This window comes from Microbulbifer maximicatervae (SeqCode) (assembly GCF_052467225.1).
The window spans coordinates 1,967,326-1,983,584 of sequence record NZ_CP174303.1 but is presented as its reverse complement, the minus strand read 5'-3'; the positions used below and the strand labels follow the sequence as shown (position 1 = coordinate 1,983,584).

Annotated in this window: 11 protein-coding genes; 2 read left to right on the top strand and 9 right to left on the bottom strand. The window is 46.4% G+C overall.

Features of this window, described 5'->3' with window-relative positions; translation table 11 throughout:
* The first annotated feature begins 22 nt into the window (after window positions 1-22).
* Window positions 23-2,104 (top strand): TonB-dependent receptor, encoded by a 2,082-nt coding sequence (locus tag ACJJIZ_RS08645; RefSeq protein ID WP_444915854.1) that lies wholly within the window; start codon window positions 23-25, stop codon window positions 2,102-2,104.
* A gap of 91 nt (window positions 2,105-2,195) precedes the next feature.
* Here ACJJIZ_RS08645 and ACJJIZ_RS08640 read toward each other — a convergent pair whose 3' ends face one another.
* Window positions 2,196-3,080, bottom strand: a complete 885-nt coding sequence (locus tag ACJJIZ_RS08640) for a hypothetical protein (protein ID WP_444915853.1) — start codon at window positions 3,078-3,080, stop codon at window positions 2,196-2,198.
* Between the two features lie 714 nt (window positions 3,081-3,794).
* On the opposite strand from ACJJIZ_RS08640, the gene ACJJIZ_RS08635 reads away from it, so the two are divergent.
* On the top strand, window positions 3,795-4,610 hold the full coding sequence (locus tag ACJJIZ_RS08635) for a NosD domain-containing protein (RefSeq protein WP_444915852.1): 816 nt from the start codon (window positions 3,795-3,797) through the stop codon (window positions 4,608-4,610).
* Between the two features lie 306 nt (window positions 4,611-4,916).
* On the opposite strand, the gene ACJJIZ_RS08630 is transcribed toward ACJJIZ_RS08635, so the two are convergent.
* From ACJJIZ_RS08630 to ACJJIZ_RS08595, 8 genes are all read right to left on the bottom strand, one after another.
* Window positions 4,917-5,762 carry a right-handed parallel beta-helix repeat-containing protein gene (locus tag ACJJIZ_RS08630; protein ID WP_444915851.1) on the bottom strand — a complete coding sequence of 282 codons (846 nt, stop codon included), beginning with the start codon at window positions 5,760-5,762 and terminating at the stop codon, window positions 4,917-4,919.
* A 223-nt stretch (window positions 5,763-5,985) separates the two neighbouring features.
* Window positions 5,986-6,807: a right-handed parallel beta-helix repeat-containing protein gene (locus tag ACJJIZ_RS08625; RefSeq protein WP_444915850.1), complete on the bottom strand. Its 822-nt coding sequence runs from the start codon at window positions 6,805-6,807 to the stop codon at window positions 5,986-5,988.
* 372 nt (window positions 6,808-7,179) lie between these two features.
* Window positions 7,180-7,797, bottom strand: a complete 618-nt coding sequence (locus ACJJIZ_RS08620) for a hypothetical protein (RefSeq protein ID WP_444915849.1) — start codon at window positions 7,795-7,797, stop codon at window positions 7,180-7,182.
* Window positions 7,798-8,577: 780 nt separating this feature from the next.
* The gene (locus ACJJIZ_RS08615; protein WP_444915848.1) at window positions 8,578-9,801 is read right to left on the bottom strand and encodes a VWA domain-containing protein; all 1,224 of its coding nucleotides are present in this window, start codon (window positions 9,799-9,801) and stop codon (window positions 8,578-8,580) included.
* Window positions 9,789-12,092: a DUF5682 family protein gene (locus ACJJIZ_RS08610; RefSeq protein WP_444915847.1), complete on the bottom strand. Its 2,304-nt coding sequence runs from the start codon at window positions 12,090-12,092 to the stop codon at window positions 9,789-9,791. Before ACJJIZ_RS08610 ends, ACJJIZ_RS08615 begins: the two co-directional genes overlap by 13 nt.
* Before the next feature lie 10 nt (window positions 12,093-12,102).
* Complete coding sequence (locus ACJJIZ_RS08605) at window positions 12,103-13,182, bottom strand: ATP-binding protein (protein ID WP_444898200.1); 1,080 nt, start codon at window positions 13,180-13,182, stop codon at window positions 12,103-12,105.
* Between the two features lie 103 nt (window positions 13,183-13,285).
* A complete protein-coding gene (locus ACJJIZ_RS08600; protein ID WP_444915846.1) occupies window positions 13,286-14,785 on the bottom strand; it encodes a DUF5691 domain-containing protein in 1,500 nt (499 codons plus the stop codon).
* Window positions 14,779-16,167: an SWIM zinc finger family protein gene (locus ACJJIZ_RS08595; protein ID WP_444915845.1), complete on the bottom strand. Its 1,389-nt coding sequence runs from the start codon at window positions 16,165-16,167 to the stop codon at window positions 14,779-14,781. The genes ACJJIZ_RS08600 and ACJJIZ_RS08595 overlap by 7 nt, the downstream gene beginning before the upstream one ends.
* Window positions 16,168-16,259: the final 92 nt, after the last annotated feature.

Genomic DNA, 16,259 nt, shown 5'->3' with positions numbered 1-16,259 from the left:
TTACCTTGCTAGGGATTACGCTATGTATAAACGCCACCTGCTCAGCAAAGCCGTTTCACTCACTATTCTTGCTTCGATTGGTGCGACTGCGATCGCCGCAGATGAAAGGAAAGAAGAGTATGCGCCGCAGGCAGTGGAAAATGTCATTGTTATTGGCGAGAAGACAGAGCGCTCCCTCAAGGAAACCACGTCTTCGGTATCCGTAATTACCGAAGAAACCTTAAATAGCATGCAACACCTGAGCATCACCGATGCGGTGTCCAATATCTCTAACGTGGTAGTACTTTCCGGCGCTACTCCAGATATTCGCGGTGTGTCCGGTAATGGTTCAGCCACCGGCTTTAACTCCTTTACGGGTGGTGCCAAAGCCCGTGTCTCCACGTTAATTGATGGTGTCGCCGAGCCATTTGTCGCAGACCTCACGGGTGATTCCGGTATTTGGGATGTAGAACAAATTGAAGTATTTCGTGGACCCCAGTCCACCAGCAATGGCCGTAATAGCATTGCCGGCTCTGTATTTATCAAAACCAAAGATCCCAGCTTCGACTGGGAAGGTGCAGCTCGCGTAGGTTACCGCGACCAGGACGGCTATATCGATACTTCTGGCATGATTTCCGGTCCAATTGTCGATGATACCCTCGCCTTCCGCCTGACGGCCCAGCAACTCACCGGCGACACTATCAGTAATGCCCAAGAGTATGAGAACAACCCCGCTAACTTCGACCTGAACACTCTGGAAACCCAGCGACTGAAAGGCAAGCTTCTGTGGACACCCACTGAAAAGTTAGAGGCATTATTTACTGTGTCCACTAACAGTGAAGAGGGAAATACCGGGCGTATGTACTACACCCTAACCGGTGTTGATGACTACGAAACATACTTCTATCGCGATATGGACACTGAATCCACAACTACCAGCGTTAAAGTGGATTACCAGATCAACGATGATATCTCTATTGAAGTGCTGGCAGCTTATATGGATTACCAGTGGGGCTTTGATTCCTACGAAGAGGAAGCCAGCAGTCAACAGTATGTTCGTATGGACGAACAGAACACCACCATCGATGCAAAGTTAAACTTTGGTCTCACCAGTGACACCCTGCACGGCTTTATCGGCTTTGCACACTTCGAAAGAGAGCAAGACTTTGACAGCACTGGTTCGACCACCTATTTCGGTGATGACGAAAGTACCTCTACTGCACTTTATGGTGAAGTAACTTACGCACTGACAAACCGACTGAATCTAATTAGCGGTTTGCGTGTGGAAAAAGAAGAGCAAGACCGTTACTTTCATTTTACTTCCTACGGAGAACCCACCAGCGACCCTCTTAATACTGATGAAACCATCATTCTCCCAAAAATTGCTCTGCAATACGATCTAACAGAGGACACCATCGTCTCTGCCAGCGCTCGCAAAGGTTACAATTCAGCCGGCGGAGCCCTTAGTTTGGTTCGCGATACAGAAGGTAACACCAGCTATAATTATTACTACTACGATGAAGAAACCGTTAATACCTACGAGCTGGCCGTTCGCAGCTCCCTGGCAAACGGTACTATCAACCTGAGCGGTAACCTATTCTTTAATGAGTACTCCGGCTACCAAGCTCTAAGCTCTTCCCGTGTTATCGTCAACATGGATGAAGTTGAGACTTATGGTCTTGAACTTGAAGCCGTAGCTATGCTGACCCCGCAATGGGAATTGCGTGCCGGCCTGGGCTTGTTGGAAACCGAAATCACTGACGCCGGTGTTGACTACGCCGATGCGAATGGCAATGAGCTCAACTCTGCGCCCAACGTCACTGCAAATCTAGGTACGAAATTCTGGGTTACCGATGCGTTCAACGTAGGTATTTCCGCAAATTATGTAGGTGAGTACTACGGTGACTTTAGCAACACCGATGAGAGAGTTGCTGGGGATTACGTTTTGGCACGACTGAATGCGAACTATGAAGGCCAGGACTGGACTGTTTCAGCTTATATTAATAATGCCCTGGATGAAGAAGGTTACTTAACCGTTGAACCTGTCAGTGCACGTTATCCAGACGGCTACGCAGCCATTGTTGAGCCTCGCAATATTGGTGTTTCTGCTACCTACCACTTCTAATTAGCTCCTTTACCAACAGCTAAAAATCCGGCCCCTAGTTGAGTTTATCTCACACAGGGACCGGAATTCCGATATCGTCCTAAGCCTCGCCCTACTGCACAATTATTACCATATTGCTGTTTCCAATCTGGGAAACATTAGCATTTTGAAAATCGTTAACCTGGCTAACGGTAAACATATTTAAGTTACCCTGCTGTAATGCCGTAGCAACACCAAAAGTTCCGCTTTGGATCGTAGAACCCGTATTGTTCAAACCAATCTGAGTAGTACTTGCCAAATTAAAGCTGCCAGATTGAGCGTGGATAATAGTGTTAAATTCATTTTGCTGACTAATGGCACTGGTATTATTATTATCTGTTTGATTCACAGTAGCATTATTACTATTTCCCAACTGACTTAATGTGGAAGTGTTAGTGTCGGATACAAATTGCGACACGGTAGCCACATTCAAATTCCCTTGCTGGGCAGTTACCGCCGAGTTCGTCGTGCTGTTGGTTTGAACAACCGTACCGGTGTTGTTGTCACCCACTTGATTAATAACTGCTGTATCAGTAGTACTACTCGACTGTGTAACAGTGGCAAAGTTAACCAGATTGAACTGATTTATAGTTGCAACACTGGTTGTAGATGCCACCTGATTAATTACGCCAATATTAGTATTCCCATTTTGAGTAATAACGGCAGCCACAGTATCAGATGAATTTTGAGCAACAGTGGAAGTATTTAAATTCCCTGTTTGTATCTGATTAACTGTGCTTCCGGTATTTCCGTTTACCTGAGTGGCAGTGGCTGTATTAGTGTCTCCAGTCTGGGTTTGGCTGATAAAGTTAAATGTAACGGTTGGATCACTTTGATCTGCTGTCGCGTTATTACCTACTCCATTTTGGTTCTGAACCGCAACATTGTTGGAAGCAAAAACACCCTGACTTGCAACAGCAAGCAGGACCGCAGCCGCCAACGGGGCACACCTTTTCATATTTATCTCCTTAGAATATGAAATGTCGCTAAATTAAGATTCTTATACTGCATCAACACACAAAATTAATTAGCACCATATGCAACAACATTAAGAGAAAGCAATTTACGATCAGCTGCGCTTAATTTTGCTAAAACAAATACCGGAACTTCAGCATTTATGCTTATAAACTCTTGCTTCTCAAGGACTCAATCCCCAGCTTCCTTCAGGAATCTATGCTTGATGCTGTGTTGAGTCTTATCTCCGATGGCACTTTCAGCAATAGGAGAATAGTGCGGAAAATATAGGAAGAAAGTTCCCCCCCCTATTTAGGAAAACAGCCATACTGTAGGCGAATCCATTATTTTTAACGCCATCACTACACACATACAACGAAACCTCTCAAACACACCCTCTCTTAATATCAACCAGGCCACAAACCACTCTAGAAAATCACGCCCTCACTAATTGACACGCCACCAAAGAACAATTATGGAAACACTACGCATATTTGAACCGAAAAGCCAACCTTTAAACTCATCTATAAAACACCAAATAATAAAAATCCAACTCCTCCAGCACATATCCCATCAACATAGTTAATCAATAGGAATTATTCTCCATAAATATGAGAACAACTTCCTATTGTCATCAACCAAACAAAGACCAAAATTCGAGATATTTACACCCTATCAACCACTTCAAATATCAGACAATCACAATAGGAATATATCAATGAAGGCGATTTTAAATATTAAAACATCAATAATCGCAGCAGCAAGCTGCTGCTGCTTAATAAGTGCACCGGGCATTGCTTTAGCCGTAAGTTGTGGTGATATAATCTCTACTGCCGAAGTATTGGATGCGGATATATCTAATTGTGCGATTTCTCCTGCCATCACAATAATGGGCCCTACCGGTAGTCTCGATCTCAATGGATTTTCATTATCCTGTGATGGCCTGGCTGGCACAGGAATTCTACTGGAAGGAACTGCAGCTGTGCTTACTAACAGTCAGATATCCAGTGGCATCATTACATCATGTGATATAGGCATATCTGTAGAGGGCAGCGGCCTTCACAACATCATTGGCGTTACAACGCAAGAAAATGGATCTTTGGGAATGTCTGTCAGTAGCAGTCGCAATATTGTCAGCGGCTCAATCAATGACTTTAATTTTGGCAATGGTATTATCGTTCTCGGCGACTGGAATAGCTTTTTTGAAGTAAGCGCCACCAGCAACGGGGAAGGTGGCATTATTATCTCAGGAGATAACAATCAAGTTTCCCAAAGTACCGCCAGAAATAATACTTTTTCTGGAATAGCAATCCAAGATGCAAACTACACAAGCATCTTACTAAACACTACATCAAGTAATAATGAATACGGTATTTCAGTAAGTAATTTTGGGCAAGTAGGGAATCTCATAACAGGAAATACTGCTGAATCTAATGATATAGATGACCTATTTGATGATAATACTCCTGCCTGTGTAGGAACTACATGGTACGGTAATATTTTCAGCTCATCAAATGACGCCTGCATAAACTAGCTTAAAAATAATTGCGGGATTCAAGGCATTAAACATCTAGCCTTTGAATCCTGCACAAAAACAATTAACGCTTATCTATATCTTACTTCTGAGAATATCTCTCTATAACTGAACCAGCCTAGCAAACCAAGCTCTCCTCTCACCACATCAATCCACATTGGCCAACTGGATATCCCTCAGGAATAAATATGAAAACGAAAATCTAAAGGGAAATCAGGCTTTCAGCAATTACACTAGCTGCAGTATCCGTAATACTGTGGCGATACCATTAAACTGCCTGCAAGCCTATCAACTTATCGCAAAACGCTATTTATTTGACGTTACACAATCTCCGGAGGTAGTAGCGTCAGGTGAATTTCCTACCCAGTTATTCTCACAGGGGGCAGAATTATCATCTTGCAAGTCAAAATCCACATTGCCAGAGACAGTATTGCCTACGATATTGTTTCCAGTCTGGCCAAATAGCTCCATTAAGATTCCTGCAGTATTTGACCCTTGAGTGCCATTATTCTCCACCGTATTCTGGCTGATAAGACAGCTACTGGCGCTATTAATTTGTATTCCAGTTAAAGTATTATCCGATACTGTATTTGACGATATTATTGAACTGCTACCATCTACCTGTATACCCGTTATTTCATTTCGACTTATGTCATTAGAAAACAGATTATTTGTTCCCCCCGCGATTATAATACCTGTACCTGCATTATCCGATATATTTGATATGGTTAGCGTATTATTACTACTAACAAACTCAATACCAGAAGAAGTATTACCAGAGGTGTTCAGGCCGAACAAATTATGAATACCGGAACCTTCCACAGAAATACCTGTATTGCAATTAGATACAAACCCATCCTGTAACACCCCGCCCGATATTATGGCCGCAAAACCATCGACCAAAATTCCCACTGTAGTTCCATCACAACTCAGCGTATAACCATTCAAATCCAGATATCCGGTCGGCCCAGTTACAGTCAAAGCCGGGGTAACATTGCAGAGCAAATCTTGATCCAATATTACCGGACTGGTTATGGTGTCTCCGCACTCAACAGCACCATTTGCTAGTGAACACAAAGATGCAGACAATAAAGAAGCCGCCAAAGAAGTTATCAATGCCTTGCTTATCACAGATCGAGATATAAAGCTCACGAGAGTCCTCCCAAATAAAGCTCAAATACAGAAAAGATATGTCATGCTGATTTTGAGTCAAAAACTGGTAACAGCCATGGGAAATTTGTCCGCAAAATTTAGTAAAATAGTTTAAGCGGGGAATGGAGCATATTGATATACAAGCTACAGGAATATAAATTGTAAAAGATAACACCACTACCGAAGCCACCATAGTGGCACTATCTTTTTATATCCGTATATTTCAATCCAGGCAGCTAGGATCTACAGTATCAAAAGTATTATTTCGCCATAAATTTGTACCATTGCAGGGATCACTGTTTAAATCTTGCGCATCGAAATCTTCATTGAGAATCCCCACATTTAAAATGATCAAATTATATTGCTGATCAAAATCATTCATTAAGATTCCTGCCGTTCCCGCACCTGAAGTGCCATTATTTTCCGATGCATTTTCAACGATCCAGCTATTACTGGAATCATTAATCTCTATTCCTGAGCCCATATTCTCAAAACAGAAATTCTCTGTTATATATGACCGATCACCATCTATCTGGATACCACTCAGGGTATTTTCCTCAAAAGTATTCTGGAAGACATTATTTCTCTCCCCACTAACAATCAGCCCAACCCCTGTATTTTCCTGAGCGGTACAGGCTGTCATATAGTTGCTATTGCTCACTAACTGAAATCCAGCGCTGGCATTTGCCGTGGTCGATACCGCTTGAATATTATGGAATCCATCTCCATTCGCTAAAACACCCACCTCACAATCTGCAACCTGCCCTCCTCGAAGTAGCGCAGCACGCCCCTCTAACAGCACTCCAACTTCACTACCATCACATTGAACCTCGTACCCGGTCATATTCAGGCGTCCATCAGGGCCTATCACAGTTAAAGCGGGGCTGACATCACAAGTGAGGTCCTCATCCAAAGTAACGGATGTGGTAATCGTATCCCCACATTCAACATCATCAGCCAGTGCTATCTCAGGGATGGATAGATTAGCCCCACTTATCAATATGATCGTGACGACTCTATTAACAATAGATTTAAGTATGTTCATATTTTCCTGCTGGAGTTACGTACATGATTAAAAACTTCCCACTACGCTAGAAATTTTGATCCAACAAACAAAAAGAACCATGAGAAATTACTACTGAATCTACGATGAATTATCATAAAAATTAAAAAACCGACTATCTAATCGCATACGGTAACATAGCGACTTTTCGCCCCAAAAATTAGACAACCTTATAAGCTGAAAAATATTTAGCCATATTGTTTACTCAAACCCAAATAAACAATATACAAATACAATTTGCAATAATATTTACGTGAAGTTATATATAACCTCTAAAATTTTGAGCCAAAATAATAATTCTATGAAACCACTAATTAAAAAATCAAATCAATTGAAACAGAAAAACCGGAATTCTTATTGCAGAATAATTGCACTCTGATTGCTACCCAGCTGATTAATAACCGCTGTCTGCCTAACTTGAAGACCTTGACTTACGGTATACATATTCATATCCCCTGTCTGTGAGACTGAAGCCAAATGTGATACTCCAGACTGTATTGTTGTACCTATGTTACTTGTACCAATCTGATTGGTAACTGAACTATTAAACATACCAGCATGAATAGTTGTTGCCTGGTTCATTTCCACCTGCTGATTAATGGTGGCGCTATTAAAACTATCTGTTTGGGATATGAAAAACATATTACCATCCCCTTGCTGGCTCCCTGTAGCTACATTACTATTAGCTACATTATTAGCTGACATCGAAAATTGAACGGCGGAAACGAAATTATTATCCCCCACCTGAGTGATCATGATTGCACCTTGCAAACTTTCTCTCTGCTCTGAAATAATAGAATTGAAATCCCCTACCTGTTTCAGGGTAGAACTATCATTCATGCTTATCATCTGGGTGATTTGCGCATTATTATTATTACTTAACTGCTCAATTATTGCCGTACTTGAATCTGCCTGTGCTTGAACACAAGATGCCATCAAGGGAATTACTAAAATTGAAGTATATTTTTTCATGCTTATATCCTCAGTAGAGTTAATCTTATATAACCTGAATCATCAACCATCACTTATCTGAAGCTCTCTAGTATTCAAGGAATACCACTAGAATCCAAATGCCCCTTCAGCCTTAACTAGTGTACTCACACAAATTTAAGACCCCGGCCACCTCTACCCAACATAATGATCAATATATCCATGAATAGCGGATAAACAATAGGAGAAAAGCACTAGAAAAATAGGATAATTTTCCTTTTGAAAAAAAACAGTAAAATATTGCCACACCACTCAACAAAATATTCGTATAAATCCTCCCTTTATTTACCTACACTTTCTCTGGCTAACTTTTACCCTCTATAAACACAAACATTTACTACTAACAACTTAGGTATTTAAGTAAAGATGTGAATAGATCAAAATATTAACTAGGCTATCATGCCGATTGCACCATATGCCGCTATAGAGTTCAACCTCTACAGTAATGACTGACTGAGACATGGAAATTTTTAAATACTCTATAATTCGGCCAAATTGACGGCCAGGACTTTTCGAGAAAGCTTCATTAAACGCATCTTTGGGGTTGTAACCCATACGAACTTCCCAGGATCATACATTCAGCTATTAAACCGATGTCGAATTGAGCAATAACAAATCGCTATAAACAATTTCATTTAAAAAATATGTTAGATAACTATCTAATGATTAAAAAACTATGGTTTTAATAATCTGAGAGAATAGAAAAAGTATCAGATATGGAGTAAGTGCCCACACTCACTCCATCACTTAACTAACAAGATATTAAGTCTTTGGCCGAACGGCTTTAATATCCTGATCTGCAGCCCAGTTAAGGACGTCTTCGCGACGCAGCGCCGTTGCCATCAGGTCCGGGAATTGATCCGGTGTACAGGCAAAAACCGGAGAGCCTATCGCAGCAAACTCTTCCGCCAGCGACTGGTCATAAGATGGACGCCCATCATCACTGAGTGCCAGCAAGGTAATCACATTTACATCCTGGCGAACAAGGTTAGCAACCCGTGCTTTTAACTCCTCTTCATTCCCCCCTTCATACAGGTCGGTAATCAGGATTAAATGTGTCTTGCCAGGCCGTTCAATTTTATCCTCGCAATAAGCCACCGCCTGGTTAATGTCTGTGCCACCTCCCAGTTGCACGCCAAATAAAACGCTGACCGGGTCTTCCAGGTCCTCAGTGAGATCGACAATTGCGGTATCAAAGCAGATCAGTTTGGTTTTCACTGCCGGTATTGAAGCCATTACCGCTGCAAAGATTGAGCTGTACACCACCGATGTCGCCATGGAGCCGGACTGATCGACACATAGAATGACTTCATCCAGGTCCGCAAGCCGGCGGCTTTGTCGCATAAAACCAATCAACTTCTCAGGCACCACTGTGTGGTAGTCATGTTGGTAGTGCCTGAGATTTTGCTGAATAGTTCTATGCCAGTCGATATCGGCAAAACGCGGCCTGAAACTGCGTTTTGATTTATTGACAGCTCCCCTAACCGCTTCTGTGGTCTTTCGCTCCAAGCGCTCCATCAGCTCGTCGACCACTTTCTTGATGACCTGGCGAGCAGTCTCAATAGTCTTTTCAGGCATCACTGAACGCAGACTGACCAAGTCTGCGACCAAATGAACATCCGCTTCAATCGCCGACAAAAACTCGGGCTCCATGAGCATCTGCTTGAGGCCAAGGCGCTCAAACGCATCACGCTGGACAACTTGTACTACCGAAGTCGGAAAGAACTCGCGGATATCACCCAGCCAACGGGAAACTTGTGGCGACGAGCGGGACAAACCACCTCGACCTTTTTTACCAGACTCCGAGTCTCCGCTGCCATAAAGCGCACTTAACGCTTGGGACAAACGCATATCCCGCTCAGAAAGCCCGGATTCACCTTCATCAGCCCCCAATACCAGGCGCCAACGGCGTTCCTTTTGCTGGTCTTTATCGACCGTTATCTCATCGGGTTGTTGCTCTTCAGAAACTTCGTTTACTGCGCCCATGTCTTGTCCTTGTGGATTAATTTGCCGATACGCAATAGATGCTCTGACCACAGCGGAAAAACTTCGGGATTAATGGCTTTGGATACCGAGTGGTTAGATCGGGCACCGAGTACCAACTCCATCATGCGCCGACGCTCCATCGCATCGAGACTGGAAAATACACGTCTGAACAAAGGCAAATACTCGATAAATACTTCTTCGTCCAGATGCAGCAACCAGCGCTGTACCGCTCCCATCAATACCGGGTCGTACAGCAGGCGCTCAACCGCTTCAGCAAAAAAGCCCTCGAAAAATCGTGCTGCATCAGCGGCAGCTACCGCTGGAGACAGTGATTTTTCCAGCAATTGCTGTAACCGATGTCCATCAAACCTTTCAGCCTGATACAAAAGACGCGCACAAAGGCCGCTGATCTGTAAACTGGAAAGTGAGCTGTCTACCAGTTGCTCGAAGGCTTGCCACCAGTCCTCCATAACTTCATCACCCAACTCCGCCAATTGCAGTGCCTGGTGAGCGCTGTGAATACTGTTTCGCAGCCGTAGTGACTCTTCATCGTTAAGATTGCGACAGGCGTACGGCAGGGCCAGGGCAGATTGCATGGCTAATCGTTCTACCAGGCCGGCAACTTGCTCCAACGCTAATTCTCGCGCGGTACCATAGCGCTGAACCTGGATTAACGCCGGCAGGCTGTCGAGAAGCTCGATACCGTCACTGGCCAGAGCCGCTCTCTCGGCCAATCGCTTCAGGCCCGCTTCAGAAGCCCGGTGCAACTGAGATTCAAGGGACAGCAAAACCACTTCTGCTAATTTGCCCAAATGACTCTCAGCGGTGATCGCCTCGATAAGTTTATTGTTAGCCGCTTGCTCAATGGTGGAACCGTAAACCAAGTTTTCCACCAACTTAACCGCATACTCCGGCTGCCAGCTGAGCACCCAGTTTTCCCGGAAAGTACCGCGACTTTTTCCGGTATGGGAGGGTTTACCCCAAAGCACTTCCAGCACAGCAAGACGGTGCAGTAACGTAGATTTATTCAGGCCGATATCACTGCGTAAATCCAGGGAAACTTCTTTATCCAGAGCGGTGGGCTTTAGCTTGGTCTTTTTCTGCCAGCGCTGTAGATCCTCCAGCAGGGGCACCAGTGGGGCATCCTCGGGGATAGAGCCAACTTGTTCACCCAGTAGCAACTCTCTTTCTACCTGTTGCCAAATAAGGCGCTCGCCAAAGCAGAGGCAGGCCACAGCGGCTTCAATAATTTCTTCAAACCCAGGAGCTGGACGATTTCTAACGGCTGCCAAACTGCGGCTCAGGCGCACGGCTTCAATAACCGAGGCCGTGGAGACCACTTGTCCACTTTCGCGCAATGCGCGCACCAGCCGCCCAAACCATAGCTCCAGCCACTGCTCGCCGGTGCCCTCGCGCCAAATATGTTGATACCACATAGGTGCAGCAACCCCGGCCCCGTAGCCGGAAGCCATCGCCAATCGCGGCGATGTCCAGGGTATCCAGGTGGTTTTCACTTTGCTCTTGGGCAATTTCGCCGGCAGCTGTTTAATCAGTGCGCGGTCATCTTTTGCTGTGTGCTTTTCACGAAATGCCGGTAAGTGCCAGGCCCCGCATACTACAACAACCTCACCTTCCACCCCTTTCTTTTCTTTGGCAATTTCCAGGCGCATATAGGCTTCGCGCAGTAAATCCCTTTGCGATAACGGCGCGGTTTCAGTTATTTCTCCGCGCAGCACGGTCATCGCCGACTCTACCCGGGCAAATATCTCCGCACTGTCATCGTTATTCTGCTCGATCAGGTCATTCCACCAGGCCTCACCATCCTCATAGCCCGCCAGCTTCGCCAAAAGGCCGATAGGATCAGAGGTATCAGATGGTGGCTCTGGCTCGCCTGCCACCGCAGGGGAATCAGACTCTCCGCCGTTTTGCTCCGCTTCAGGGTCCTGGGCTTCAGATTGGAGTAACTGCGCCAGCTGGATATTAATGGGCAGATCAATGAATTTTACTTCTACTCCCTGCTGTACAGCCCATAGGCAGGCCTGGTACTCAGGGGAATATTCCACAAACGGGTAGTAAAGGCTGGAGCCGGGCGACTCTGTGGCATAGCCGAGTAGCGCTACCGGTGGCTGCATCTGTGCGCTAGCCAGCAGAGGCAGTAATTCACTGCAATCAGCGGGGCCCTCTATCAATACTTTTTTTGGTTTCAGCTGATCCAACGCGGCGACAAGTCGCCGCGCAGAACCGGGCCCGTGATGCCGAATACCAAAATAATGACAATCCACCTTGGACACGGGATATCCCTTACAGTACTTCGTTCATGGTGTGGTAGTAACCGGCAAAGTCACGGCGCTTTTTCAGGACCGTTTCCAAATACTCCTCCAATACAGCTTTATCCTGCACTGGATCTTTGACAATGGCGCCGACCAAATTACTGGAAAGCTCTTCTGCACTGAATTTACCATCGCCAAACCAGTTCGCCTGGCTCAATCCACCCACCATTACCGCAATTGCCTCAGCCGTAGACAAGTTACCGGACGGTGTTTTCAGGGTTATTTTTCCATCCAGTGTTTCACCACCGCGCAGCTCGCGGAAAATGGTCACTATTTTCTCGATCTCTTCGCCGGCGTTTGCCGGTACTGGCAACTCCAGGCTCTCACCCATTTCTGCCACGCGGCGAGAAATAATACTGACCTCTTCATTCATATCATCGGGCAGCGGCAATACCACAACATTGAAACGACGCTTTAACGCGGAGGACAATTCATTAACGCCCTTATCGCGGTTATTGGCTGTTGCAATCACATTAAAACCGCGCTGCGCATAAACCGCATCATTCAACTCGGGGATCGGCAACATTTTCTCTGACAGCACAGTAATTAATGTATCCTGAACATCAGAACCCATACGAGTTAGCTCTTCCAAGCGACACAAAGTACCCTGCTCCATAGCGCGATATAAAGGCGTTGGCACCAGGGCTTCTTTGCTGGGGCCCTTTGCCAGTAGCTGAGCGTAGTTCCAGCCATAGCGAATCTGGTTTTCATCGGTGCCCGCCGTACACTGGATCACACGGGTACTGTTGCCACAAATCGCCGCAGACAAGTGTTCAGACACCCAGGACTTTGCCGTACCCGGCACACCGAGTAACAGCAGTGCTCGATCAGTGGCGAGGGTAGCAACAGCAGTTTCAATTAGGCGACGGTTGCCGATATATTTTGCACTTATCTCAGCACCTTCAGCCGTTGTGCCGCCCATCAAGTACTTCACGACTGCCTGCGGAGACAGGCTCCAGTTCTCTGGTTTTTTGCCGGTATCTTCCGCTTTTAAGGCATCCAGTTCTGATTGATAGGTAATTTCAGCAGGTTGACGAAGTACATCACTCATGGGGAATCCTTTTGTTTTACCTGCCCGGAAATTCACTGCTTATTTTATGAATTTTGCCGGGCAACGATCGGTCTTAAAATTAAATCTGTGTTGGGTGTATGGACTAAAGCCCATCCACGCCGGCAAGCTCGCTATTAAATCGAAGACAGTCAGTTGCGGGGTCTGCCCGTAGCACACCCTGCTCAAAAAGCGCTTCCAGTAACTGCCGAGCGGTCTCTCTGGGTAACATCAAGCCCAATGCGGTCAACTCCCGCTGGAGATAAATAGACTGTAAATAACCACTCTCACTTAACTCCTCAACAACGAGCTTTAACAGCACCTTCCAGGGCGACGTTTTTTTCAAATCATCCCAGGAAAGCTCCGTAAGCGGTTCGGGCAAAAACTTGAGTAGATCCTGAAAATCAACCTTGGCCTTTTTATTGCGCAAAAGTCCAAACATCAATTCGGCACGGCGGGACTGTTCCAGGCGCGGCAATAAACTGTGTAAGAGGGACATACCGGCCTCACCGGTATCCAGGTAGCTCTCAATATTGGTGACCAGCAGGGCAATAGCTTTATCTGGCAAAGTATCTACCGCATTGGAAACAAAACTGTGGTTGTCATAATCGCGATTTTTATCGAGCTGCCAAGCCCCGGCTAAGTCAGTCACGCTGATATCCAGTGCTTCCGCAAGGCTTTGCAGAGATACCTTCTGCAAAAATTCCGAGCGAATGGCTTGCTGTTTTTTGCTCTTGAGCTTACGGGGCAATAGTTGCAACTGCTTCTTTACCAAGCCCACTTTTTTTAATTCGTAAAACTCAGCCAATTCCTGCGCAGAAAACTCTTCCTGAGTATTAGATTCAAGTTCCGATGACAATCCCAATCGAGATAAATACTGATTGGCAAGACGTGCCACCTTTTGTGAACGATCTTTAAGCAGGGACTGTAAATATTCCCCATCGGACTCACTCAGCCGGAGAGCAAGAACTCGCACGATCCTTAAACGCTTATCAGCGGGTTCGCGCCCGGCGCAGGTCTGGATCAAATTCAAAGCGGCGGGGGGGTTGCTGAAGCGCAACTCCCTGAGCTTTGCCAGGCGACTCGCGGGATACCAATCATCCCAGTTTTCCTCAGTTAACGCTTCAGAATCATCAATACTACCCCGCTCATTCGCGGCCCATTGTGACCAGGGAAGATATACTTCCGGCAAGCCTTCATCATTACTTGAGGGAAGCCAGTCCGCAGGATGGGCAATAAATCCCCGCTGTAACAGCAACTTCAGGAGCAATCCGGTTTGCTCCATAGAGCGGGACTGAACGCTTTCAGTCACCCGTCGAAAATGGGCCCGCATTGGATAGGGAAGCACGACCTTATTCAACTCGGGCAACAAGGGGAATTCGCGTAACTCCCCCGGAGCCTGGGGCTGATAGAGTGCGCTTTGGTGCTGGCTGAGAAGCGCTACCGCCGCTGATGCCAAGCGCTCCTCTTCCAGGCCTTCAAACAATGGACGCCAGGACTCAGGTAGGGCGTCGAGCTCTAAGGGCAAATCACTGCCCACCATCCAACGCTGCTGTAGGCGCTCTACCAACAACTGCTCTTCCTGGATTTTCTCAGGCGTTAGCATGCGATTGTCCCCCACTCATCTGTCCGCGCGCTGTGCAGTTCAGCGCTGCTTCCATCCCACAAAATAAACGCTGCCTGTAATTTTGAACCCAGTAATAGAGAGGGAATCTGTTCATTGTTGAGCGGTAGCGTTTGCTGCCCAGTCGAGCAGCGCCACCAATAATTGCCGTTGGCACAGCGCAGTAGACGCCCCCCTTCAAGAAGGTGCGGTACCTGCTCTATCCAGGGTTGCTGAGACAACTGCTTTTGGTAGTGGGAGAACACGCTCTCTTGCTGGGATGGCCATCTCTGATTCACACCATCCTGCACCACTTTAAACTCCACAGGGAAAGCTCTCAGAGGCATGCGACCGGGATAAAAAACCAACTCCCCTTCTACACTGGCGCCGATACCAATGCCCACCTCCCGGCGCCCCGCAGAAGCCGGATAGTGATCCAACAACAGGGCAAATACTGGGGTATCACTATCAAGCTTGAGCAACCAGGAAGCGTGGCTCACCAAACCATCGCGGCGGGTGCTCACTTTCTCTCCTACATTCTGCCAAATACCCCTTTGTCGGGGGCTGGCTGGGTTTTCCAAGACCCTGTCACGGTTCTCGGCAACGGCAATAGCTCTGCGAGCATCCACATCTTCCTCATCAGTGAGCCAAGCACTGCTGAGTAACATTAATTGCCCCAGCTCCTTGAATACCACTTCCGCCTGTTTCTGTGGTGCAAGCCCCAGAGCCTTGGCTGGAAGCTCATCAACCCTGGATGCCAGGCCGGCAGCTTTGGCGTCTACCAAGCGCGCAGAGATATAGCGGCAGCGCTGGCGAAGTTCCTTGAGAAATCCCACCATGCCAGTACGCAATTGATCCTCAACCCACTGCTGGAATTCACCTAGCCCAGTGGTGATACTCTTGTTGGTTTTAGCGCGTGTCTGCGCTGCCCGCTTAGCCCTGGCCGCTTCCTTTTTTTCTTGCGCCTCTTTACTTTCCGAGGTTTCCTCAGAAATACCGTGAATGTTTTTATTGGTAGAAGCTTTTGTCTCAGCTTGGGCTTCAGGCTTACTCTTACGCCGCCGCCCCAACCACTCTACTACCCACTCCGGTGTTTCAGCCTCAATAAAGTCATCCGGCCCATCGGCGAATTGCCACAAAAGGGCTAGAACATGCTTGCAGGGAAACTTACGTGAGGGGCAGGTACACTTGTAACCGTGATCTACTGTATCTGCCATGGTGTAATAGGGATTGGCCCCCGACCCTTGGCATTGCCCCCATATACAATTTACAGAAGCCGCTTTACCGCGCAAAGGCCATTTAGCCGGCTTCAACAGTTTTTTGGCTGCGTTTAAAGAAGCCTGGTCTGGGGCCAGTTCTTGCACAACCTCTAGGGAAATATTCATCTCTTGCCTTATACAGCTCAATACTGTACATAAATACAGCAATCGCATCTATGTAGCTATAGTGGCGCATAAAGTATCACGCAGCCCACAGA